Here is a 22114-nt window from a genome sequence, read left to right as displayed (position 1 = left end):
GTGCTTACCTATGGGCTACAATTCAACAACACCCCGGTCGGCCCCCCGAAAAGGGGTTCCTGACCGGGCGGGCCCGGCCGGCCCCCCCCCCCCCCCGCAACAGCCGGTCCGCCGTACCGGCAGGAGGGGTGAGGTGCGATGAGCGAAGAGTCCGTGACCTTGCGGGACTACACCGAGGCGTTCAAGGTCAAGAAAGCGCTGCGCAAGGTCGGCAAGGCGAACATCCCGCTGAAGGAAGGGCTGTTCGTCGACGACATCAAGATCTTCGCCGCCAGCCTCATCTCGTGGATCATGCTCTACAACATGGTCCTCGTGCCGCCCGTCAAGCTGGTGGCCCACATGTTCGGCTCGACGGCCCCCAAGGGCATCCCGTACCTCTTCATCCTGCTCGTCCCGCCGGTCTTCGCGGTGGCGGCCTCCCGCCGCCCGGTCCGCCACAACCTCGGCTTCTTCGGCCTGACGCGGGCGGCGATACGGGACTGGATGGACGACCCCGTGCACCGCAAGGGCGTGCCGGTGCGCAAGGAGCACGGCGCGGCGTCGTACCGCGTCGTGCTGTGGCGCGCCCGCCCCGACCTGCTGCCCGGACTCGCCCCCCGGATACCGCTGCCCAACGGCTGGCGGTCCGTGCCCCCGAACCGCCGGATCCAGGAACAGCGGCAGCCGACCGAAACGGAAAAGGTCTGACAGGTGAAGAACGTCGTCTCCCGCCTCCTCCCGGACGGCTACCAGGCGCCGTCCCGGCTCGGCTACCGCTACCTGGACGATTCGATCCTGCTGGACGCCGACGGCGCGTACACGCTGGTCAGCGTGCCCACCCGGAGCTGGGAGCTGATGAGCCCGCTGGACAAGCGGGCCGGCCTGGCCCAGGTGTACGCGGGCCTGTCGGGACTGCCCCGCGGCATCGCCCACCAGACCCGGCTGATCACCACCGAGTTCCCCTTCAACGCCGACCTGTGGGCGCAGCGCCTCGACGAGCGGGCGCAGCGCCACGGCATCCCGGCCCCCGGCTGGGAGGGGCTGCTCGCCGACACCCGGGACCACATCAACGACTCCAACTGGCCGCTCAAGCGGGTGTACCTGGTCGTCCGGCTCGGCGACCGGGCCAACTACAACGGCGCCTGGGGCCGTGTCCAGCGCCAGTGGGAGAAGCTGCGCCGGCCGCTCGACCTCGACGACGAGATGCCGCCGCTCGACGAGATCGAGGTGTGGCACGACCAGGCCGGCGACGTCCGCAACACGCTCGCCGGTTCCCCGCTGCGCTGCAAGCCGGTCGGCCGGCAGGAGGCGGAGATGCTGCTGCTCCAGCTCACGCATCCCGGCCTGCCCGCCCCCGACCCGTCCGCCGTGGCCCCGCAGCGCTACGGGCCCGGTGAGCTCCAGGCGCTGTGCGGCGGCGAGCTGACCCGGGAGCCGCTCGGGCGGATCGGCAAGTACGAGTACAAGTGTCTGCGGCACGAGACGGTGACCGGCACCTCGTACCAGATCTGGTTCGCCTTCTCGCTCGGGCCCGAGGAGATCAACTTCCCGGGCACGCTCTGGCTGCACCGCACGGACGGGCTGCCGTTCCCGGTCGTGCAGTCCATCGGCTTCGAGATCCAGGAGCTGAGCGACACCCGCAAGGACGCCGACAAGGCGCTGCGCAACGTCGAGGAGCAGTTCTTCAACGACAAGGAAGCCGGTGTCTCCACCGATCTGACGTACCACCAGAAGCGCGAGCTGGTCACGCAGATGAAGTACCTGGTGGACCACCACCGCACGCCCTTCGTGCGGATGCGCGCGCTGTTCGGCGTCTCGCACACCGACAAGGACCAACTGCGGGAGAACGCCCGTGATTTCGTGCGCTCGATGCGCGAGGCCGGGTACACGGTGGACGGGCCGCCCACGCACCAGAAGTTCTTCTTCTACGAGTCGCTGCCTGGCGGCCGCCCGATGGACAGCGACTACATCCGCCGGGTGCCGCTGGACTACCTGGCCTCGGGCATGCCGCACATCTCGCCGACCGTCGGCGACGGCGAGGGCCTGTACCAGGGCTACACCATCGGAGCCGGCGGCCAGCCCGCCGAACCGGTCTTCGTCGACCACATGCTGTACGCCACCCAGTCCCAGGTCGCGCCCACCGAGGGCGTGCCCGGCGACCCCGGCGGCGGCAAGACCGTCAGCCGCGGCCTCAAGCCGGTCTGGGAGGACGCCCTGCGCGGGATCACCCAGGTGGTCTGGGACCCCAAGGGCGACTACCTGGTCCTGAAGAAGTACGCCGCCGACCTGGGGCTCAACCCGGACAAACTGATCTGCGTCAACGTGTACGACGCGGAGCCCGGCACGCTGGACCCGGCCGCCCAGGCGGAGACCCCGGAAGAGGCCGCGCAGCTCATGCGCGAGACGCTGATCCGGCTCGTCCCCGACCTGCTGGCCGGCCAGCACGGCAGCGACTTCGGCGACGTGATCCGGCAGGCGGTCGGCGCCGCGATGGCCGAGGGCCACGGCAGCACGTACCTGATGCGGGTCGTGGAGATCCTGGAGGCGTGGGAGAAGCTGCCGCCCTCCCCGACCGACATCAACCAGGAGCGCTGCCGCCAGTTCTCCGGACCGCCCGCCCGGCGCTACCGCGAGGTCGCCGGCACCAAGCTCGGCCAGCTCGTCTTCGGCCGGGCGCCGCGCCCGTTCCGTATCCCGGTGGGCTACACGGTCATCTTCTGCACGCTGGGGCTCCAGATGCCGGACCCGGGCAAGCCGCCGGAGCTGATGTCGGAGCGCGAGCTGCTCTCCGACGTGATCTCCGGTCTGATGGCCGACAACACGTGGAACATCATGGCGACCCTCGACCCGGCCATCCCCAAGGCCATCACCTGGGACGAGTGGCACACCAGCAAGGACAACCCGCGCGCCAGGACGCTGGTGGACCGCATCAAGCGCCTCGGCCGCTCCCGCAACACCTTCCTGCGTCTCATCTCGCAGTCGGCCGGGGACTTCGACTCCAGCTTCGTCACGGGCGTGTGGGCCTTCGGTACGGCGTCGAAGGACGAGGCGGCCAAGACCTGCGAGTTCCTCGGCGTGGAGGCCAACGAGGCGAACGTCGGGACGGTGCTGTCGCTGAGCGGGTCCGGCAAGGGCGTCTGCGTCTTCAAGGACCGGGCGGGGAAGCTCGCCCGGGTGAAGGTGGAGTTCCTCCACAGCTTCGTCCTCGACATCTTCGACACCAACCCGGAGAAGGACCCCGACAAAATGGCCCGCATCATCGCGGAGATCTTCGGCGAGGAGGCGGCGGGCGCGCGCCGCGAGATCGAGGCGAAGAAGACGGCGCAGGGTGCGAGCGAGGACGACGATCCGGTGCCGCCGGAGGCGTTGCTGGGGGTGTGAGGGGGGCCGCCCCCGCGAAGGCTGGGGCGGCCGTGAGCGCTACTGGTTCAGGTCGTACGTGAGGCGGGAGATGTGCCCGCTGTCCGCCTCCGTGCCCGGGCTGCCGATGGCCATGCCCGTCAGCCACTGTCCTTTCTCGGTCCTGACCTTGAAGGTGAACTTGTAATGGTTGTCACCCGCCACGGTCTCGTCCCCCGCGTCGACGACCGTCAGCGTGCTGGGGACCACCGTGTTGTCGCGGGTGATCCCGGCGAAGAACCTCTTCTTCTCGGCTTCGTCCATTTCGCCCGGGTAGACGGAGGACAGCCCGTCGGAGGTGCGCGTGCTCCAGCCGGGGTCGTCCGCGGTGCGCGGCGTGTAGATGAACGTCGCGGTCGACTGCTGCCCCTCGTCCGTCATCCAGGAGCGGTACTTGCCGTCGTCGGGGGTGCGCAGCGCGGTCAGCAGGTTGACGACCTGCATGCGCCAGGGCGCCTCCCGGTACGGGTCCGCCGGCGCGGTCGGCGAGGCGGAGTCCTTCCCTTCAGGCTCGTCATCACTGCCGCAGCCGGCCAGCGCCAGGGCTGCCACGACGGCGATCACCGCGATCTTGGTTCGCCTGGTCCTCAGCACACCGTCTCCGTTCCGCGTTCCGCTTGTGTGTGTCCGGTCATGGGGTCAGTTCCCGGCCGTCCCGCCGGTCTCCGTATAGACGAGGCGGGTGATCACCGTGCCGGACGGCGCCGAATAACCCTCCGCCTCGCCCGTCAGCGGCCGTCCGGTGCCGCGTACCTCGATCTCGAAGGTCAGCTCCCACTTGTCGTCCGTGCCGCCGGCCGCGGAGACGCCGAGGCTGTCGGGGACGATCTTCCCCGCGCGGGAGACCGCGGTGAGGACCGTACGCGCGTCCCGGTCCGGGAGGTCGTGGTACGGCACGCGCGCCAGGCCGTCGGCCCGGCCGCCGCCGGGGTCCTCCGCGGTCAGCGGAGTGTAGGTGAGACTGTCCGTCTCCGCGGTGGTTCCCGGGAACCAGCGGGTGGCGTCCTTGTCCACCGCGTCGGTCAGGAAGGCGACGAGCGCCTTGCGCCGGGCGTCGGACGCCGGTGCGGCGGTGGGGGAGGCGCTCGCATCGGCGTGCTCGCCGGTGCCGGTGCTCGTACTGGTGGGCACGGTCGGCATGCTCCGCCAGGTGAACAGCATGCCGCCGCCGACGAAGAGCGCCATCAGGCCGATCACCGCGCCCAGAAAGATCAGGACGGGCTTGGAACCGCGCCGCAGATTGTCGAGCGCGGCCTGATGGATGGACGGCGTGCCACCACGTCCACGGGGGCCGTTCTCCATGCTCCGCTCCCTGCCACCGCACCGGCGTCTTCCGGGCCTGAAACCGGGCCGGTTGTGTCCGACCCGCGTGCTAACGTCTCAAGCGTATATACACATCGGGTAGAAGTTCACGGAACCACGGGGGATCCGCATGGCCATCGCCTCGACCGCTGAGGCCCGTACCCGGTTGACGTCCTTCCGCGACGTTCCCGCCTCGAAGCGTCCCCGGCCCGGCAGCGCGCGACGCGCGCGTATACGGGCCGTCCGACGGCGCGTCGCAGGCATACTCCTGGCGCTGCTGTCGGCCTTCACCCTGTGGTTCACGATGGCCACGCCCTCGTACGCGATCGCGGACGACATCGCCGCCATGTGCGGCCCCCTCGACGTGCCGATGCCCCAGGTCCGCGGCGGCGGCCTGGAGGCGTTTCTCGGCACCGACCAGGTGGACCGCAGCGTCAAGGCGTCGGAGCTGGCCACCTACGTCCCGAAGTCCGACGAATGGCCGTACAAAGGACCCAAGCCGTCCTTCCACCGCTACGGCATGGCGGGACTGACCTGGGAGGCCTTCGGCTGGGAACCCGGCTGCTTCTCCATGAACCGGCTGGCCGGCTTCCTGCCGAACGCGATCTTCAACACCTCCAAGGTCTTCGCCCTGTTCACCATGGCGCTGGTCGCCTGGTCCTTCGGCGACGACCCGTTCAGCTTCCTCCAGACCCCCATCGCGAACGTAGCCGGTGCGATGTCCGACGTGGCCGCCCCGTTCCTCGGACTGGTCGGTGCCCTGGGCGGCATCTACCTCGGCATGAAGAACCTCGGGCCCAACGGCAGACTCACCGCCGTGCTCAAGGGCTTCGGCTGGATGCTCCTGATAGCCGGCCTGTTCTTCTGGTTCCAGGCCAATCCGACCCTGGCCGGCTCGAAGATCAACAGCGTCGTGGGCGATGTGACGGCCACCGGATACCAGTCCCTGGCCGAGCTGCCCTCCACCGGAGGCGCCGACAACACCTCCCTGTGCAACGAGAAGTCCGAGGCCGCCGCCTCCTCCTGCATCCAGGACGCGCTGTGGGTGCCCCTGGTGTACGAGCCCTGGCTGTACGGGCAGGTGGGCAACGACGCCGAGGCCGCCGACAAATGGGGCCCGGCGATGCTCAACGCCCAGTTCGTGGGGCTCACCGCCGAGGGCAAGCTCGACGAGGACGGCAAGAACGTCCTCAACTCCATCGTCGCGTGGAACGGCAACAGCGACGAGGTCGGCGGCTCGTCCAAGTCCGGCAGCAAGGCCTGGGACGACGACTACGTCAGCAAGGTGCCGTACCTCAAGCTGTGGGGCAACGACCTCTGCAAGGAGGACGGCGACGAGAACTTCCGCCTCTGCTGGGGCGGTGAGGACAGCGGCAACTGGCCCTGGGACAACGACACCCGGCAGGCCGACGCCGATGACGTGAACACCATCGCCATCGCCGGCGGCAACGACTTCCTCGCCCGGCTGTCCGCCGCCATGATGAGCGTGATGGGCGGCATCATCATCAACTCGTCCATCTACTTCATCTGCGCGATGCTCCTGGCCGCGAAGCTCGGTGTCTTCACGCTGATGATCTTCGCGCCGTTCTATCTGCTCCTGGGCATCTTCCCGGGCCCCTCACGGGTCGCGGCGATCAAGCTCGGCGAGCTGTTCCTCGCCAACCTGTTCCGCCAGTGCGGCTGGGGGCTCGGCCTGGTGATCGTGACCTACATGGACACCCTCATCCTCGCCCCGGGCGGCGGACAGGGCTGGCTGCTCAAGATCCTCACCTGCGCCCTGATGACCGTCCTGCTCGGCGTCTACGCCAAGCCCGCCATGCGGGCCCTGTCCGGCATGGCGATGGGCGACAAGAACGCCGGTGACGCCATCGTCGGCGTCGGCTCCAACCTCGCCAAGCAGACGATGCAGCTCGCCGGGCAGGCCGGTATCGCCGTCGCCACCGGAGGCGCCAGCATGGCCGCCGGTGCCGCGGGCGCCTCCGCAGCCGCCTCCGCGGCCGGCAAGTCGGCGACGATCGGCACCCGGATGCGGGGAGCGGGCCAGGGCCTGCTCAAGAACTCGCCCGGCCTCGGGCGGCGCACGCGCGCCGCGGCGGGCAGGATGCGCGACGCCAAGGGCGCGGGCAAGGAAGGGTTCGAGAACCGCGAGGAGCGGCTGGACACGAGAGCCCAGGGCCGGGTGCTCCGGGAGAGCGAGGCGGCACGCCAGGGCATGCGGATGAAGCGGGCGCAGGAAGCCGCCAAGCCGGTCCATACGGCCGCGATGGCCGCGATCAAGGAAGAGCGCCGGCTGGGCAACACGGCTCGCGCGGACTCCATGGAGCGCGAGTACTTCGACTCGATCCGCCAGCCGAACGGCGCACGCCACGTGGACGACCCGCTGCACCCGAGCAACCTGCGGCGCAGCGCGACCGGCGGCATCGACGCGGCACGCCGGGTCCGGCCGTCCGACCGCGGCGAGGACCTGCTGTCCAGGAACGAGATGAGCCAGCAGCAGGCGGCGGGCAACCTCGACCGGGTGCTGGCGATGTACGGCAACAACCCGGCGAACATCGACCGTTCGCATGCCGCCGGTGAGGCCCTGTGGCGGCTGTCCGGGCAGGTCAACTCGGGCAACCTGTTCACCGACGCGGAGCGGCAGCAGGCCGCGCAGGCGATCACCGCGCACGGGCTGCCGGACCGGATCGACGCCGTGGGCCAGCCCGCGAACGTCCAGGTCAACATGAGTCAGTTCGTCCAGGTGGCGCACCAACTGCCCACGGCACAGGTGCTGAGCCAGGCGGGCACCGCGGACGGCCGCATGCAACTGCTCCAGAAGGTCGACGCGCTGGCCGCTGAGATCCCGGTGGCCACCGCGCTGAGCACGGCGCTCAACGACCTGCGGCACACGCTGGGCGAGAGCGCTCCGAAGACCCAGCAGATCCAGCAGGCGCTGAACAACGTGCAGCAGGCGGCAGGGCAGGTGCCGGCCGGCGGCGGAGGAGGCGGTAACCCGTGACCAACCGTGGCCGCAAGCTCGCCGCCCTCTTCATCACGCTGGTCGTCCTCGGCCTGGTCCTGAACAACATCAGCGCCCGGATGCGCACCGGCCAGGAGACGTCCGCCGCGCAGGACGAGAGCACCCCGGCGCCCCGCCCGCTGTCCCCGCTGTACGTCCCCCGTCCCGCCTCGCTCATCTCGGGCGGGTACGGGGGGCTGCTGACCGTCGACTCGTCGCCGCAGGACGTGGCGCAGGCGTTCGCGGGGGCGTACGTCCAGTACGACCCCGACGACACCACGCCGGAGGACTTCGTCTCCGGGCTGCCGCGGCTGGCCTCCGACGCCACGTCGAAGGTGAGCGGGCAGCTGCCCGACGACTACGACAAGTACCTGGAGGAGGCCGACGACTCCCCCACGGTGACGTCCGTCAGCGATCCCGACCCGGCCGACGAGGAGAACGGCACGGCCGAGGTCTCCGTCGTCATGAACACCGGGGACGACTCCGAGGCGCTGCGGATCGCCCTGACGCTGGAGGAGAGCGACGCGGGCTGGTTCGTCACGTCGGTGGACCTGGACGGGGTGTGAGAGGGATGACGACGGTGAAGCGGAAGGCGGCGGGGGGCACGGGGAAGAGCGGCAGGGGCGGGAGTACGGGCAAGGGCGCGGGACGGGGGAAGTCCAGCCCGGGTTCGGATTCCTCCGGAAAGGGCGCGGGCAGGTCCGGCCCGAGTCCCTCGAAGAAGGCCCCGGGCACATCCGGCTCAGGCCCCTCGAAGAAGCCCGGCGGCAAGCCCGGCGGCAAACCCGGCGCCAAGGAAAAAGCAGGCGCCAAGGCAGGGGCAGCCCCCGCACCCCGCTGGAGCCGGCTGATACCGTCGCGCGGTTCGCTGCGCTTCCTGGAGCACGTCAAGGTGCTCTTCGCGTTCCTGGTCTGGGTGACGCTGATCCGCCAGCAGTCCGCGCTGATCGTGAACTGGCAGCTCTACTACGCCCAGGCGCTCGTGGCCACCGCGGCGCTCGCCGTCGGCAGCGTGATGGTCGTGTACATGTATCCGCCGCGCACCGCCCGCTGGCGCACCGTCGCCTGGGCCTTCCTGTTCTCCTCGCTCACCGGTGCCCTGCTCTACGCGGCCCTGGGCGGCCGGGCCGGTCTGCTGGGCGCGCTGGCCGGCGGGGCGCTGGTGCTGTGGGCGCGGGGCGCGGAACGCGGCCGGCGTGCCTTCCGCCGTATGCGGCAGGCGCGCCGGACCTGAGGACGCCCCCGGTAGGCCGCCCCGGTGGGCCGCCCCGGTGGGCCGCCCCGGTGGGCCGCCCCGGTGGGCCGCCCCGGTGGGCCGGTGAGCGGTCACGCCGGGAAACGCGCCGCGATGTCCTTCCCCCGCGGGGTGTCCGGGTCCGGCAACTGGTGCGCCAGCTCGATGAGCTGGTCCAGGTTCTGCACCAGGCCCGCGTCGTCCACCCGTACCCGCTCGCGCAGCGACAGCAGGCACGAGGTGCGGTAGCCCTTGGGCCAGCTCCGGTCGATGTTCCGCCACACCGACACCGAACCCTGTTCCCAGGTGAGCCCGCCGGCGGGCTGCTCGGGGGCCGGTGCGGGCGCGCTCGGCGCGGGCGCCGCGGCGGTAGCGGCCGGCTCGGCGACGGGCAGCGGAGCGACGGGCTGCGGCGCGACGGGCTCCGGCCCCGGGGACTCCGGTGCGGCGGGCCGCTCGGCCGCGGCGCGCCGGTCCGCCCGCTGCCCCTGCTCGCCGTGCGGCGCGGCCTCCGGGGCGCGCTCGCCGGAGTCGCTGATGTGCAGGACGCGTTGGTCACCTCCGCCGCTGCCGGGCGAGAGCAGCAGCCGTACGCCGCAGCCGATCAGCGACTGGGCCCGTTCGAGCACCTGACGGGCGCGCCGGTGACGGAACTCCTCGGTGTGGAAGACGTGTTCGGCGGGCGCGCCGCCGCCTTCCACCGGTAGGTGCAGCACGAGCCGGGCGCGCCGCTGACCGCCGTCGACATGTGCCTGCGTGAGCATCCCGGACACGGGTACGCAGGACGAGAGGGCTTCCGCCTGGAGCGCGGTCGAACCGCCCGGCGCCGACATCAGCCACAGGTCGACGGCGGTCCGCTCGACCTCGGCGAGCCAGACGTCGTGCGCACGATCACCCTTGGGGCCGACGGCCTGCACCGCCAGGTCGACCCAGGGAGTCATGCCCATGATGCTTGAGTTGCTCATCGGTCCCCCTCGCTAATGTCAATACACAGTGTACTGTCGCGAGTGGACGCTCTGCCATGGCCCGGACCGTGCGCCAACGCCCCGGGCAGCCACCGGTGTCCGTACGTCCACCGCAGCGCGACGAGAAGCGGGAGGGGCCTCCGATGAGCGACATCCCCGCGGGTCCCGGCGCCGCGGCCCCCCGGGAACAACTCTCGATCGTGCTGTACGCGGACGGCCGGGCGAGCGTCGGCGGGATCCCCGTGGCCGTCCCGAACGGCAGCGACCTGACCGCGGTGCGGGACGCCGTACTGCGGACGGCCGTCGCCATGGCGGCGCAGCGGCAGGCACCGCTCAGGGCCGTCGCGTTCGAACCGGACGGCCTGTCCTGGCCGCTGGTCATCCATCCCGACGGCGTGGTCGAGGAGGACCTGGAGCAGGGCGGCGCACCGGCGCCCGGGAGCGCGACGCTTCAGCTCATGGCGGCCGTCGTGCGGCGCGGGCCGCGTACCGAGACGCTGGTGCTCAACCCGAGCTGGTCGGACGTGGTGGAGCTGCCGCCGGCACCCGAGCGCTTCTGCGGCCGGCTGGCGGAGATCGCCCGGGCCGGGGAGGCCGGCCGTGTCGAGGCCGCGATGGCCCTGGCCACGGACCTCGAGCACGAAATCGTCCGCGATCACGGCCCTTCGCACCCGAACACCCTCAACGCCCGGGCGGTGCGCGCGCACGTCGGGACCCTCGCACACGACTGGCCGCGCGCCGCCGGCCTGTACCTGGACGTCGCCGGGGCCTGGCTCGACGTGGCCGGCGAGCGCAGCATCCAGGTCCGGCTGAGCGCGGGCAACGCCCACTCCTGCTGGTGCCGGGTCACGGACCCGGCGGAGGCGGCCCGGATCGGGGAAGCGGTGGTACGTATGTGGCGGAAGGTGCCCGGAGCCCAGCGCGAACTGGCCGCCGCACGCCATCGACTGGACACGGTCACGCGCCGCACCGCGTAAGTCATGCGGCGTTGTGCCGACGCACTCTGACGCCGCCTCAGCCCGCGTCGGTTGGCGTTTTCCTCGCAACCACCCGCTGTTTGCAATCCTTTGATCAATGCAGCTCAGCCATGACCGGCCTGTATCCGAATGGTGACTCGGTGAGTCCGCTTCTGCTGGCATGATGTCCGAGAGGCGAATGTTTCAGCAGTAACTACTGGCCCATCAAGCGTTGTTCGGGGGAACAGGCCATGAAGCGAGACCATGCTGTCCGCAGAAAGTCGCGAGGTTCTCTCGCACTCGATATCCAGCGGCGCGAATGGTCCGCGCGGATAACCGAGGCGATCGATCCGGCCGGGGCCGCTCTTCTGCTCTCGCTGCCCCGGGGGCTGTTCGTGGCGCACGACGGCGAGATGCGCCGAGTGGGCGCCTGGAACGGGGACGCGATACCCACCGACTTGGACTACCTGACGGGCGTCTGGGGCTTCACCCGCCTGCGCGGGGACGAACTCGCCGAGATCGCCGAGGTCCCGCTCGTCAGCGTCCGTGTCGACGAACAGGCCTTCTCGGTGCACCTGTCCGGCTATCCGTGGCTGCTCGGCGGCGGGTCCTGGACCGTGCCCGCGCAATGGACGGTGCCCGGAGGCGGATCGTGCCTGCTGGGCATCTGCTTCGACACCGACCTGGGTATGTCCGACGCGGATGATTACTTCTGGTCGGATCTGGCAGAGGGGAAGGCGGTTTTGGGGCAAGTCAAAGTCGGTCCCGGCCTCTGAGGATTCGACGGCGTGGATGGACCCAATTGCGTGGGGTAGTGTCTGTACACGTCGTATGGACTTCGATGGTGAACGTCCGTCCCAGTCGTCGATCATTCGCGGGAGAGGCGATGAGCACTTCGGAGAAGCCCCGGTCCCATCGTCGGCGGATGGTCACGCCGAAGGCCGCGCTCACCCGGCGCCCCGAGGGGGTCGACGAGGACGTGGCGCTGCCGGGTGAGCTCGAGCCCCTCGAGTGGTCGCCCAACCGCGGCCCGGTCACCGAGGAGGAAGCGCTCGGTGTGCTGCGCAGGCGCCGGCGCAACGAACTGAGCCAGGCTCCCAAGAGGCAGGGCACCAAACGGCCCGAGGTGCCTACGGAACTGCCGCCGGAGACCGCCCGCAAGGTTCCCGTCGTCAACCGTTTCCCGGCGCGCTACCTGGCGATGGCCCACGCGCGAGCCGAGGTCGAGGGCACCAACCTCACCGCGATTCTCGAAGAAATGCTGGTCAAGTACGCAACGGGTAAGCCCACCCGGCCACAGACCGTCAGCCGCCGACTGCTGTCCTTGTACACTCCGAAGGACTAGCCCGGGTAGGTCGGCAGGCGGTTCGGGGGCGGGCCGGGCGGACGCAGAACGGGGGAGAAACAGCGTGTCCGAGAAGAACGCCTTCGGTTCTTCACCGGTCGCCGGCCAGGACGACGAAGACGACGAGCTGCCTCCGAGCCACGCCCGCGTGCTCCCGGCACCCGCATCAGCGGCACCTGCCTCACCGGCACCCGTATCACCAGCACCTGCCTCACCGGCACCCGTGTCGTCGTACGCCGAGCCGCCCACACAGAGCCACGTACAGGCCTACCAGCCGTACGGGACGGCGGCCGACCCGTACGGGACAGCGGCCGATCCCTACGTAACGGCGACCGCTCAACCCGATCCGTACGGGACGGCGGGCGCCTCGCCGGCATCTGCCCCGCCCGCTGCCACCCAGCAGCCTCCCGCTCCTGCCCAGCAGCCTCCCGCTCCCGCCCCCATGCCCGACGCGGCGTTCGCCTCCGCGTCCGGCGGTCCGGCGCTCGGGTCACCGAACCCGTACACGGCGGCAGGCCCGTACGCGGGGCCGCACATGCCGGAGCAGCAGGGCGTGAACGGCCGGCGCGGGCTGCTGCGCCGCAAGGGCGGGCAGGTCTCCGGTCCCGAGCAGCAGCGGCTCGCCCGGCTGCAAACGCCGGTCACCCGGCCGTACCGGATCAGTGTCACCAGCATCAAGGGCGGCGTCGGCAAGACGACGACCTCGGCCATGCTGGGCCTGACGCTCGCCCGCTACCGGGCCGACCGCACGGTCGTGATCGACGCCAACCCGCACGCGGGCACGCTCGCGGACCGGCTGCTCGGCGAGCGCATCATGCCGACGGTCCGCGACCTGGTCACGGCCGACCGCAGGCGCCGCGAGGCAGGCGGCCACGGCCTGACGGACCCGGCGCAGATCCACCAGTACCTGGGTCAGGCGGACCGGCTGATGGTGGCGGCCAGCGAACAGAACCCGGACATCAGCGAGATGTTCGACGAGCAGCAGTACCGCGCGGTCCAGGACATCCTCAACCGGGCTTTCGAGATCATCATCACCGACAGCGGTACGGGCATGAAGCACTCGGCGATGAAGGGCACGCTGGCCCTCACCGACCGGCTCGTGGTGGTCGCCGCGCCGCGCTACGACGCCGCGCGCCGGGCCGCGAAAACGCTGGACGAGGTGTACGCGCAGGGGTACCCGCACCTCGTACGGGACGCCGTCGTGGTGATCACGATGGACTCGCCCAAGGCCGTCGGCATCAACATGAACACGCTGCTGGACTACTTCCGCCAGCTCTGCGCCCACGTCATCTGCATCCCGTACGACCAGCAGCTCTACGTCGGCGGCACGATCCGCTACGACCAGGTGTCCCCGGCCACCCGCGGCGCGTACATGGATCTCGCGGCACTGCTGGCGGACGGCTTCGCCACCGCGCCGCCGGTGTACTGACCCGCGACGGACCACCGCCCGTCACCACACCCCCGGCCCCCTCTGCTTTCACTCACTGCCGGTGCGCGCGTCCACCAGCCACTCGCCGCCGGACTTCACCAGCTTGAGGTTCATGCCGGTGTCCTCGGAGTCGCCCCCGCTGCCCCAGCTGCTGCGTTCCACGTAGGTGACCTGCACCCACACCGCGGTGGACGTGTGCGGGGCCTCCGGCGGGACGACCGTGGCGATGTCGTCGGCGCTGACCGCGAGTCCGCCCTTCTTGGCGGCCTCGCAGGTGACGTCGCAGCGATCGCTGCTGCTGTCGCGCAGCTTCTTCACGTACGCCTTCGTCGCGTACGGCTCGATGCGGTCCAGGTAGGCGCGGGGGCCGTCGGCCTTCCAGTCCTGCGCGACGTAGGCGTGGACGAACGCGGCCGCCACCATCTCGGGGTCGCCGCTGTCCACCGAGGTGGGTTCCGGGCTCGGCGAGGCGCTGGGGCTCGCCGTCGTGCCCCCGGGGGAGGCGGAGTGCTCCCCGGTGCCGGGGGCCGCGCTCATCGAGGGGGCGGAGGACGACGGCGCGGCCTCCGGCTCCTCGTCCTTCGTGCAGCCGCTGAGCACGGCGACGGCCAGGGCGGCCGACAGGCACAGGGCCGTCGTACGGCGCGGGACGGTCTTCACAGGGTCCTCCAGGCGGGGCGTCGGCCGGGCACGGCCTGATCGGTTCCGTCGGCGGCAGGGCATGGCCTAGTCGGTTCCGTCGTCGGTCTGCTTGTCGGAGTCGGAGTCGGAGTCGGAGCCGGAGCCGGAGCCGGAGCCGGAGCTGCCCGAGTCGGAGCTGCCCGAGTCCTTCAGCAGGCGGGTGCCGCCGATCCACTGGTCCATCCAGTAGCTGTTGGCGCTGACGTGGTCGACGATCTCGACGGTCTTGCCGGTGCGCGGCGCGTGGATCATCTGATCGTTGCCCAGGTACATGCTCACATGGTGGATGCCGCCCACGGAGCCGTCGGTCGACCAGAACATCAGGTCCCCCGGTTTGAGGGCGCTGTACGTCCCCACGCGGCTCCCTGCGTTCCACTGGTCGCCGGTGTAGTGGCCGAGGGTGATGCCGACCTGGGCGTACGCGTAGAGCGTGAGCCCCGAGCAGTCGAAGCCCTTGGAGACGCCGGAGGGGCAGTCGGAGGTGTAGGTCGGTCCCTGGGCGTTGCCGCCGGCCCAGCAGTAGTCCACGCCGAGCTGCGACTTGGCCGCCTGGATGACCTTGCCGACGTCGCCGCTGAGGCCGACGTCCGTGCACTTGATGTTCTTGGCGCGGCCGACGATCTGGCCCGCGACCCCCTCCCACTTGGCGTAGGCGTCGGGGAAGGCGGAGACCTGGACGGCCTGGGCGGCGGAACCCTTGTCCATCTGCTGCCAGTTGGGCACGCCGAGCAGTCCGCGGGGGTTGGGCGGGCTGGGATGGTTGGGACCGCCGTAGAAGGCCATGGCCGAGTAATTGGGGTCCATGATCTCTTCGACGGAGCCCCAGCCGGCCGAGGGGCGCTGCTGGAACAGGCCGACGCTGTCCCGGTCGCCGTAGTCGATGTTGCGGAGCTGGCTCTCCTGGAGGGCCGTCATGATGGCGATGACCAGGCCGTCGTCGGGCACCTTGGTCTTCTCGCCGACGTGCACGATGATCGCCGCGTTGCCCATCTGCTCCTCGGTCACGGTGTACTGGCCGACACCGGGCACGCTGGTCTGGAGCTTCTCGCCGCCGGGGTCGCAGACCGTCCCGCCGGGTACGCCGCCGTCTCCGTCGCCGCCGTCGGCGCCGAGCGCGGAGTTGCCGATGCTGGTGCCGCCGATGACCGCGGCACCGGTCATGAACATCACGCCACAGCCGCTGAACAGGAACGAACAACCGGCCAGGATCGCTATGAGAACCTTCTTGTCCACTGGTCGGTGTGCCCCCCGTCGACCGCACCCGGCAGGATGCTCGTGTGTATATACCCTAGGGCCAAGTGTCTATACTGCCAATCACCTTGGGTACTGACGGCATTGACTGGGAAGGGAAAACCCCGTGACCGAACAGCCGCCTCCCACGCCTTCCGCTCACGCCCTCGCGGTCGTCATGCGCGACTACCTCTCCTACGGCGAGAGCGGCATGGCCGACCTCAAGGAGGCGGTGCACGCGGTCCGCCGCAAGCCGGTCATCAATGCCTTCTGCCGCCATCTGCGGCAGATCCTGGCCGGTGAGGCCCCGGTGCCGACCGAGGTCATCAACAAGGAGTTCCAGCGCCGCGCCGACGAGGAGACGGCCGACGGCGACGGCACCCTGGCCGAGCCGACGCGCTACGACGACCAGCAGGCGTACGAGGCGCTCGCCGACCTCTGGGAGTACCTGGACCTGACGCCGGAGGGCGAGCCGGAGGGCGCGGTGACGGCCGCGAAGTCCGCGGTGACCAGCCGCCGTTCACAGCTCCTCTGGGTCGACGGCGACCCCGTCCAGGCCCTGCGCACCTGGATGTCCTGGCGCTCACTGGCCCTGTTCCTGGCCGGCGTCGTCGTCTGCACCGTCGGCTGGCAGGCGTACCAGCACGTCGACGCGACCTTCCTGCGCAGCCTCCTGCTCCTGCTCACCCTGGCCGGCTTCGTGGCCGCCAGCATCGGCGGCGGCGCCCTGTGGCTCCGCCGAGTCCGCTACGTGAACCCGGACGCCTTCCTCCCGAAGGAACCGAAGCCGGAGGAAGAACGCCGCTGACGCGTCCCGGAGTACTCTGACCGGGTGCGCTATTTCATTCAGTACCCCGCCGGCACCGGGAAACTCGTCGCCGACGCCGTCTCGAACTTTGTCGAAGATTTCAGCGTGCGCTATCAGGACGACAGCGCCATGCTGTTCGACTCGGCATCGAGCACACAGCGGGTCGCCCAGCTCCCCTTCGCGAAAAACGCCTTCGTCGTTCTGGCGGACACCCCGCGCAAGGATGTCGACCAGAGCGCACTCCGGCTGGTCGACCGGCTGGGCAGGACGGATTTCTCTGCGTTTCCGGTGCGCACCTCCGGATTCCGCGTCATGGTCCATGTCGACGGTGAACTCGCCTCCGTGGCGCCGGGCGTCCGCAGCGGGCTGGAGCGGGCCGTGTCCGCCGCGACGGGCGGCCGGGTGGAGGCCCGCGGCTCGTGCCAGGAGTTCTGGCTCATCGGCCGGCTCGACCTGCGCGACCTGATGTTCTGTGCGCGGCTGCCCAAGCAGAAGCGCGCGAAGAAGGCGCGAGGCGCCGTCTCCCATGAATTGTCGTCGATGCTTGTATTGGCCGCCCGACCCGAGGGCGATGACGTATTTCTCGATCCTTTCGGCGGAAGTGGTTCATTCGCGCTCGCCCGAGCGGAACTGCCGGCCCGGCAGATCGTCTATTCGGACCTGGATCTCGCAATCCACCGGAAAGAATTGCCGGAAGAACTGACCCGGCACGAGCGAGTGCGGTTGCTGTCCGAGGACGCTCTGGAACTCCCCTCGATTTCGGACGGGTCCGTGGACACGGTCGTGACGGACCCGCCCTGGGGCGAGCACGAAGAACTGCCGATCCCGTATCCGGCGTTCGCACGAGCGGTCGCGGACTCGCTGGCCCGGGTCCTCGATCCGGTGACCGGCCGTCTCGTGCTGCTCTGCGCACGCCGTGGCGCGGACGACTACCGCCGCAGCCTGGAGACCGCTGGCTTCGCTCTCGACGCGACGCACGACGTCCTCGTGAACGGCCACCCGGCCACGGTCTTCGTCGGCAGCCGCCGGACGGACGCCGCTCCGAGCCCTGTCGCCACGTCCGCCGCCAAGACGAAGACCGACGCTCCGGACACCGCGCCTGGCCGAAGGCGCCCCCACGATCCGGGAAAGCCGCTGCTGCGGGGGATGAGCACGCAGCGCCGCTCGCTCGGCCGGTTCTCCCGCTGAAACCCGCGCGGCCATGCCTCCCGAGGTATGGCCGCGCGCACCAGGGCCCCAACGCACATCAGGCCTGATGCTGATCTCTCAGCATCAGGCCTGACCTGGTACTTCTCTGTCGGGGTGGCGGGATTTGAACCCACGACCTCTTCGTCCCGAATGAGGGTCGGTCATGATCCATACCTGCGGATCTTGTAAACGAGCAGGTCAGGGGATTGTTCTGAGATGGTGCGGCGAGGTCGCGGTTGGTCTCCGGGGGGAAGATCATCTCCCAGAATTCTCCCAGCGCCGGACGTACGCCTGGGGCGTCGCATCCGAGCCGCAACTGCAAGGCGCATTGCGGAAGCAAGTTCGCGCGATCCGCTGCAGGGTCCTGTGTGCGTTGGTCGGAGCGATTAGACCTGGGTCTTGCGCCACGGTGCGGTGGGGTCCGCCAGAGTGTCGAGAATCAACTCGCACCAGGTGACGGCAGCGTTGACTGTCAGGCGGGCATGTCGCACTCCAAGGCCCGACGGCGCGCTTGCCTGACCATGACCGCTGCCGAAACCCTGGTTGCGTAGCTCGGCGACTCCGACCGCGATGTTCACCGACCCCGAAAGGATCTTTTTCACGGCTTTGCTGCCATCAGGTCCGTCGGGTGCCGAGCCGGCGTCGAGCTTCAGCGCCTTCTGGACCGTGCTGATGAGCGCGGGGAGCGCTGCGTTCTTGTCGACCTCGATGTTCAGCTCGCCAAGGGCGGTCTTCGCGGTCGCCTCAATGAGCTGCTTTGCCGCGCCGATGGCCCCGTGAGGATCCGTGGTCAGGTCCCTCCGAATGCGCTCTAGCTCGATCGTGATGCCCGAGGCGTCGCTCAGAGTGCTCAGATCACGGACGAGCACCGGCGGGTTGGACCAGGAGATCCTTCCCTCCTTGTCGAGCGCGAAGCCGTCCCGCTCCAGGCGCACCCTTATGTCGGCCAACCACTTCGGCGTCCCTTGATCGTCCGGGTTCCGGTAGGCGCGGATGAAGTCCTCGAAGACCAGGAGCACGCGCCGCACCTGGTTCGGATCAGACCAGTCCACACCCTCCGCATAGAGCATGAACTCGGTCCGTCGCTGGCCCGAGTCCTGGTACTTCAGCTCATCCGGAGGAATGGGCGCGAACCCGTGGTCCTCCCACAAGGAGGCCACGATCCGAATGGTCAGGTCCGTGGCCAGAGAGCGGAAGGCGTTGCGGGTCGCGGGGCTCACCAGCTCCCGCCTTGCGGTGACGGTCATGGTCTGACGATAGGAGCAGATGTCGACGGCCGTCACGGTCTTTTCACAGCGCGACATCTGGTCCAGACGCGATGGTCACCCCAGTCAGCCGTCATGCGGTGGCAGTGCGCCCTGGTGCGGGCACGGCCGTCCTCGGGGATCCTTCCCCAACAGGACAGGGGCAGGCATAAGTTGGCAGTCGGTGACCTTCGGTGGGGGCTGGTGTGGCAAGTCGGGATCTGCGAGTGCTGTTCAGTACGAACGACCGCACGCTCGGGGCCGCGTTGCAAGGAGGGTGCTCCAACGCCGAGCAGCGATGTGTGCCCTGGCGGAATCCGGATCACGCTGAGGGAGACGTCTGCGGACTCAAACTCGTTCACGTTCTGGGGAGAAGCACCGCAAGATAGGTGCCGTGGAAGACGAAAGTACCCCCTCCATCAAGCTTGTCACGATGGACCGCGCGGCATCGTGCACCATCTTCACCCGCTCGGATGGGAAGGAGGCCCGGTTCCCCTTGGACCCCTCCCCGTTCGAGGACACGAGTGTGATAGCCAGACTGGACTTCAGTCCAGCCTTGGCAGCCCTCCTCGCTACCACCCTGAGCGGCGATCAGGTTCTTTTCGAACTGCCACTTGCGGGGGCTGCTGATCAGTTGGCGGGACGGGTCGTCGTCTACCTTGACCAGAACCAGTGGAGCTTGCTGAGCAACGCTTCCCACGGTGCGCCGACGAGCAGCGAGGCGGATCGAGCCGCTGCGCTGAGACTCAGGGAGTGGGTGGACCAGCGCCGGATCGTCTTGCCTGCTTCTGCCGGTCATTACTACGAGACCGGCAAACGGTTCAGCACCGATAAGCGCTACGACCTCGGGTTGACGATCCTGCAGTACAGCCGGGGCTGGCAGATGCGTGATCCGCTACAGGTCCGGCGAAACGAGATTCACGATGCCTTTTGCCACCGACTTGATCGGCCCGACAACAGGCGTAATTCCCCGGTCTTCACTCTCGACTCGGATGCTCTTCATGCCCCTACCCGCAGTGCTGGCGCTGGTGCTGAGATGTCGTCTATGTTCCAGAACCTCTTTGTGTTCCAGCCCGATGCGCTAGTCGCTGCCTCTAGCTCCATCGATGTCATGCTCGACACCCAGAGGGTCGGGGAGGGGCCGGACACCGGGTGGACCGCGGTAAGCCAGCGGTTCAGTGACTGGCTGGATGAGCTTGATCAGGACTCACAACAGAAGCGCAGGGCAATTGACATCCATCTCGTGACAGATCTGCAGCGGGAACTGGCCGAGGAGGCAGCTGCGGCCGATGTCTCGAAGGAACTGTTCCGGCACTGGGGTTTCAAGGGCTGGGTGCGGGCCATTGGTGAGTCTCCGGCCGTCGGCCTCTTCCGGGAGATGCTTCAGAGTCGGCACCTCAACAAGGGCACGAGGTGGCGCTCTAATGACCTGACAGACATGATTTACCTGTCCTGCGCGGCCGGATACGCGGACTTCGTCGTCTGTGAGAAGCACATGCGCGATCCGTTGCAGCACGGCCTCAAGCGCATGGGACGTTCGACGCCCGTCTACCGCCGGCTTGCTGATGCCGTAGCGGCCATCGAAAAGGCTCTGGAAGCAAGATCCGGCCGTGCCAACCCCACGGAATAGGGCTGGATGCTCCTTTGCCCCGGCGTTCACTTGGCGCTACGGTTCGCACGTTCCGCCTCTGCTGACCTGGTATAAAGCCCACGTCGTTGTGGTACCTCAGGACCGCTCGTAGGCCCACGCCTGACCGGTCTGCCTGTACTCCTCGACCGGGATCGGGACGACTCCGGTCTTCATGCGGGCCGTGTAGACGAGGCCGTCGAGGTGGTCGATCTCGTGGTGGATGAGGCGGGCGAGGCCGCGCTCGTAGACGGTGGTGACGGTCTCGCCGGTGAGGGTCGAGGTCTCGACGGTGATCGTCAACGGTCTCGGCACGAGGCCGCGTACGTCGAAGAAGCTGAGGCAGCCCTCGTAGTGTTCGTCGGTCTCCTCGGAGCGGGCGGTGATCTTCGGGTTGAGGAGGATGACGGCGGGGGCATTCGCAGGGGGTTGCACGACGGCTGCGGCCCGGCCGATGCCGATCTGCGGGGCGGCGATGCCCATGCCCTTGGCGAAGGGGTGGACCTGGCCGATGCGGTCCAGGGCGGCGAACAGTTCGTCGGTGATGCGCTCGGCTTCGTCGCGCTCGGAGGGCAGGCTGAAGGCGCGGGCCGTTTCGTCCAGGATGCCGGCGCCGCGCTGGACTACTCCGAGATCGCGCATGCGCTGACTGGGCCGTACGTCGGTCACCTGAACTCCCCTTGATTCATGTCCTGTTCGGGCCTGGCCCGGAATCGCCACTCCAGACGGTACCGAGCGTGCAGGGCGGGTGTCGCCGTGATCCAGGTGAACTGCCTCAGTTCGCCCGCGTCGCTGCGGACGGGCGGGGTGCGTAGCGGGGACGCTTCGGCAGTCATGGAGGTCTCGGTTCCCCAGACGACCGGATCCAGGTGCGCGGGGAAGGCGAGTTGGACTTCGAGCTGTTCGGTGGGAAGGCGGACGGCGCGCTGGAACCAGTTGCCCCACTTGTCGTCCCCGACGGTGTACGCGTACTCGATCCACACGGATTCGCCGGGGTATAGCGGGAAGCGCCCATGCTCGTTGTCGAACAGCAGCCAGACTTCTTTGAAGGCGTCGCGGTCGTGCTTGGCCTGCCAGCGCATCGTCTCGCCGCGACAGGTCGCCGTGAGGTCGAGTTCGTCCCAGGTCAGCGGATGAGCCCGGTAGTGGATGTTGGAGCGTTCTGGGTCTCCGGGGTAGCGGTCGACGGAGATACGGATCAGGTAGCGCGTGATCGGCTCGGTCCCGGTGTTGCGCAGCAGTCTGCGCATGGTGAGGCGGTAGGCGCTGCCGTCGTACTGGAGCAGGGCGGCGTCGTGCTCGACGACAAGAGCGGAACCGGTGGCGTACGGCTGCTCCGCCCTGGAGGAGGTCGGCGTCGGCACAGCCGGACGGTTGGTTGCGCGGACGCGGGCTTGCTCGTAGTCGCCCCATCGCCGCCAGATCGCCTTTCCGGCGTTCAGCGCCTCGTCGGCGAGGCGGGCGAACTCCTCGCTGGGCTTGTGGCGGCCTGATTGCACGTGACTGACGTAGGACGGGTCGAAGCCCATGGCCCGTGCGAGGGCGCGCTTGGACATGCCGCGTACTTCCCGCCACCTGGCTACCTCGGCCGCGAAGCCCTCGGCCGCCTGCTCGACGGTGATCTCCTCGCTGTGCGCGTCCATCGAAGCCCCGCCCCGCGTCACTTGTTGGTGAGCATGAATGAACCGTGAGTGATCCAAGTTCATCATCCCGTCACGGTGCCCGTCTC

At 69.2% G+C, this 22114-nt stretch carries 20 protein-coding genes; 12 read left to right on the top strand and 8 right to left on the bottom strand.

The window, feature by feature from the left end; translation table 11 throughout:
• Positions 1-138: 138 nt before the first annotated feature.
• Both ACFV6E_RS38920 and ACFV6E_RS38915 read left to right on the top strand, forming a co-directional pair.
• Positions 139-687, top strand: a complete 549-nt coding sequence (locus tag ACFV6E_RS38920) for a hypothetical protein (protein ID WP_385173166.1) — start codon at positions 139-141, stop codon at positions 685-687.
• Between the two features lie 3 nt (positions 688-690).
• On the top strand, positions 691-3360 hold the full coding sequence (locus ACFV6E_RS38915) for an ATP-binding protein (RefSeq protein WP_385173163.1): 2670 nt from the start codon (positions 691-693) through the stop codon (positions 3358-3360).
• Positions 3361-3399: 39 nt separating this feature from the next.
• Here ACFV6E_RS38915 and ACFV6E_RS38910 read toward each other — a convergent pair whose 3' ends face one another.
• Both ACFV6E_RS38910 and ACFV6E_RS38905 read right to left on the bottom strand, forming a co-directional pair.
• Positions 3400-3972 carry a hypothetical protein gene (locus ACFV6E_RS38910; RefSeq protein ID WP_385468269.1) on the bottom strand — a complete coding sequence of 191 codons (573 nt, stop codon included), beginning with the start codon at positions 3970-3972 and terminating at the stop codon, positions 3400-3402.
• 45 nt (positions 3973-4017) lie between these two features.
• On the bottom strand, positions 4018-4680 hold the full coding sequence (locus tag ACFV6E_RS38905; protein WP_385468266.1) for a hypothetical protein: 663 nt from the start codon (positions 4678-4680) through the stop codon (positions 4018-4020).
• A 130-nt stretch (positions 4681-4810) separates the two neighbouring features.
• Between ACFV6E_RS38905 and ACFV6E_RS38900 the strand changes: the two genes are divergently transcribed.
• From ACFV6E_RS38900 to ACFV6E_RS38890, 3 genes are read left to right on the top strand one after another with little or no spacing between them, the layout of a single operon-like run.
• Complete coding sequence (locus ACFV6E_RS38900; RefSeq protein WP_385468264.1) at positions 4811-7678, top strand: hypothetical protein; 2868 nt, start codon at positions 4811-4813, stop codon at positions 7676-7678.
• Positions 7675-8244, top strand: a complete 570-nt coding sequence (locus ACFV6E_RS38895; protein WP_385468262.1) for a hypothetical protein — start codon at positions 7675-7677, stop codon at positions 8242-8244. Before ACFV6E_RS38900 ends, ACFV6E_RS38895 begins: the two co-directional genes overlap by 4 nt.
• 5 nt (positions 8245-8249) lie before the next feature.
• Entirely contained in the window at positions 8250-8912 is a 663-nt protein-coding gene (locus ACFV6E_RS38890) for a hypothetical protein (protein WP_385173149.1), read from the top strand.
• 92 nt (positions 8913-9004) lie between these two features.
• On the opposite strand, the gene ACFV6E_RS38885 is transcribed toward ACFV6E_RS38890, so the two are convergent.
• Positions 9005-9877, bottom strand: coding sequence for a hypothetical protein (locus ACFV6E_RS38885; protein ID WP_385173146.1), 873 nt, complete (start codon positions 9875-9877; stop codon positions 9005-9007).
• A 143-nt stretch (positions 9878-10020) separates the two neighbouring features.
• On the opposite strand from ACFV6E_RS38885, the gene ACFV6E_RS38880 reads away from it, so the two are divergent.
• From ACFV6E_RS38880 to ACFV6E_RS38865, 4 genes are all read left to right on the top strand, one after another.
• Positions 10021-10854, top strand: coding sequence for a hypothetical protein (locus ACFV6E_RS38880; protein ID WP_385173144.1), 834 nt, complete (start codon positions 10021-10023; stop codon positions 10852-10854).
• Positions 10855-11084: 230 nt separating this feature from the next.
• Positions 11085-11609 carry a hypothetical protein gene (locus ACFV6E_RS38875; RefSeq protein WP_385173141.1) on the top strand — a complete coding sequence of 175 codons (525 nt, stop codon included), beginning with the start codon at positions 11085-11087 and terminating at the stop codon, positions 11607-11609.
• A 149-nt stretch (positions 11610-11758) separates the two neighbouring features.
• The gene (locus ACFV6E_RS38870; RefSeq protein ID WP_385173138.1) at positions 11759-12178 is read left to right on the top strand and encodes a hypothetical protein; all 420 of its coding nucleotides are present in this window, start codon (positions 11759-11761) and stop codon (positions 12176-12178) included.
• Positions 12179-12620: 442 nt separating this feature from the next.
• A complete protein-coding gene (locus ACFV6E_RS38865) occupies positions 12621-13607 on the top strand; it encodes an AAA family ATPase (protein ID WP_385173135.1) in 987 nt (328 codons plus the stop codon).
• A 48-nt stretch (positions 13608-13655) separates the two neighbouring features.
• Here the strand turns inward: ACFV6E_RS38865 and ACFV6E_RS38860 are convergent, their stop codons facing one another.
• Entirely contained in the window at positions 13656-14267 is a 612-nt protein-coding gene (locus ACFV6E_RS38860; protein ID WP_385468259.1) for a hypothetical protein, read from the bottom strand.
• A gap of 66 nt (positions 14268-14333) precedes the next feature.
• Positions 14334-15521 carry a C40 family peptidase gene (locus ACFV6E_RS38855; protein WP_385468255.1) on the bottom strand — a complete coding sequence of 396 codons (1188 nt, stop codon included), beginning with the start codon at positions 15519-15521 and terminating at the stop codon, positions 14334-14336.
• Between the two features lie 124 nt (positions 15522-15645).
• Here ACFV6E_RS38855 and ACFV6E_RS38850 point away from each other — a divergent pair, with 124 nt between their 5' ends.
• On the top strand, positions 15646-16326 hold the full coding sequence (locus tag ACFV6E_RS38850) for a hypothetical protein (protein WP_385173128.1): 681 nt from the start codon (positions 15646-15648) through the stop codon (positions 16324-16326).
• 24 nt (positions 16327-16350) lie between these two features.
• Positions 16351-17514: a hypothetical protein gene (locus ACFV6E_RS38845; protein WP_385468252.1), complete on the top strand. Its 1164-nt coding sequence runs from the start codon at positions 16351-16353 to the stop codon at positions 17512-17514.
• Between the two features lie 386 nt (positions 17515-17900).
• Here ACFV6E_RS38845 and ACFV6E_RS38840 read toward each other — a convergent pair whose 3' ends face one another.
• Complete coding sequence (locus ACFV6E_RS38840; protein WP_369211607.1) at positions 17901-18761, bottom strand: abortive infection family protein; 861 nt, start codon at positions 18759-18761, stop codon at positions 17901-17903.
• A 391-nt stretch (positions 18762-19152) separates the two neighbouring features.
• Here ACFV6E_RS38840 and ACFV6E_RS38835 point away from each other — a divergent pair, with 391 nt between their 5' ends.
• On the top strand, positions 19153-20388 hold the full coding sequence (locus tag ACFV6E_RS38835) for a hypothetical protein (protein ID WP_385468249.1): 1236 nt from the start codon (positions 19153-19155) through the stop codon (positions 20386-20388).
• Between the two features lie 96 nt (positions 20389-20484).
• Here the strand turns inward: ACFV6E_RS38835 and ACFV6E_RS38830 are convergent, their stop codons facing one another.
• Together ACFV6E_RS38830 and ACFV6E_RS38825 are read right to left on the bottom strand one after the other, a co-directional pair.
• Positions 20485-21054: a peptide deformylase gene (locus tag ACFV6E_RS38830; protein ID WP_385468246.1), complete on the bottom strand. Its 570-nt coding sequence runs from the start codon at positions 21052-21054 to the stop codon at positions 20485-20487.
• Positions 21051-22028 carry a multiprotein-bridging factor 1 family protein gene (locus ACFV6E_RS38825; RefSeq protein ID WP_385468243.1) on the bottom strand — a complete coding sequence of 326 codons (978 nt, stop codon included), beginning with the start codon at positions 22026-22028 and terminating at the stop codon, positions 21051-21053. The genes ACFV6E_RS38830 and ACFV6E_RS38825 overlap by 4 nt, the downstream gene beginning before the upstream one ends.
• Positions 22029-22114 lie beyond the last annotated feature (86 nt).

The organism is Streptomyces sp. NPDC059785, assembly GCF_042732375.1.
In the GTDB taxonomy this organism is placed as follows: domain Bacteria; phylum Actinomycetota; class Actinomycetes; order Streptomycetales; family Streptomycetaceae; genus Streptomyces.
This window is presented reverse-complemented; position numbering and strand designations above follow the sequence as displayed.

Bases quoted from the DNA above. Each gene is read 5' to 3' on its own strand.
- ACFV6E_RS38865 (WP_385173135.1), top strand. From the start codon at position 12,621: ATGCCCGACGCGGCGTTCGCCTCCGCGTCCGGCGGTCCGGCGCTCGGG.
- ACFV6E_RS38840 (WP_369211607.1), bottom strand. From the start codon at position 18,761: ATGACCGTCACCGCAAGGCGGGAGCTGGTGAGCCCCGCGACCCGCAAC.
- ACFV6E_RS38920 (WP_385173166.1), top strand. From the start codon at position 139: ATGAGCGAAGAGTCCGTGACCTTGCGGGACTACACCGAGGCGTTCAAG.
- ACFV6E_RS38875 (WP_385173141.1), top strand. From the start codon at position 11,085: ATGAAGCGAGACCATGCTGTCCGCAGAAAGTCGCGAGGTTCTCTCGCA.
- ACFV6E_RS38905 (WP_385468266.1), bottom strand. From the start codon at position 4,680: ATGGAGAACGGCCCCCGTGGACGTGGTGGCACGCCGTCCATCCATCAG.
- ACFV6E_RS38825 (WP_385468243.1), bottom strand. From the start codon at position 22,028: ATGGACGCGCACAGCGAGGAGATCACCGTCGAGCAGGCGGCCGAGGGC.
- ACFV6E_RS38900 (WP_385468264.1), top strand. From the start codon at position 4,811: ATGGCCATCGCCTCGACCGCTGAGGCCCGTACCCGGTTGACGTCCTTC.
- ACFV6E_RS38885 (WP_385173146.1), bottom strand. From the start codon at position 9,877: ATGAGCAACTCAAGCATCATGGGCATGACTCCCTGGGTCGACCTGGCG.
- ACFV6E_RS38870 (WP_385173138.1), top strand. From the start codon at position 11,759: ATGGTCACGCCGAAGGCCGCGCTCACCCGGCGCCCCGAGGGGGTCGAC.
- ACFV6E_RS38890 (WP_385173149.1), top strand. From the start codon at position 8,250: ATGACGACGGTGAAGCGGAAGGCGGCGGGGGGCACGGGGAAGAGCGGC.
- ACFV6E_RS38880 (WP_385173144.1), top strand. From the start codon at position 10,021: ATGAGCGACATCCCCGCGGGTCCCGGCGCCGCGGCCCCCCGGGAACAA.